Raw genomic sequence first — 389 nt, forward strand, 5'->3', positions numbered from 1 at the left:
CGTCGAGCGTCTGTCTCAGCTCGTCAGGTTTCGCACCACGTTCCGCACGTATCACGCGGAGCGTGTCTCGACACGCTCCAACAAGCGTCATTGTATCGCCTGGTGCGCCTTCCCACCGAGATCGACCAGGCTCACCATCGCCGCCACGGGAAAGACCGTCCCGCGGCGGCGTCTGTCCTTTGAAACCAGAACACTTCTGGCCGGTTTCGTCGATCTGGGTTGGACTGTCACCGTCTTCTTGCAGATGTGTCCAGACGAGGTTGAAGCCGCTCTCAAAGGCGGCTTCCACCTCTCGGATAGTTGTATGGACGGTATCGTAAACGGCCTCGAAGAGTTGAGCAACTTGGTTGATGCTGAGTAGCGTATCTGCGTAGAGTACGAAGGCGATG

1 pseudogene is annotated in these 389 nt (G+C 57.8%); it reads right to left on the reverse strand.

Annotated features, from left to right (window positions below):
* Positions 1-389, reverse strand: a pseudogene (locus O2S87_RS18925) (IS1595 family transposase); the annotation flags it as partial.

The sequence above is a fragment of the Halohasta sp. A2 genome (genome assembly GCF_056175805.1).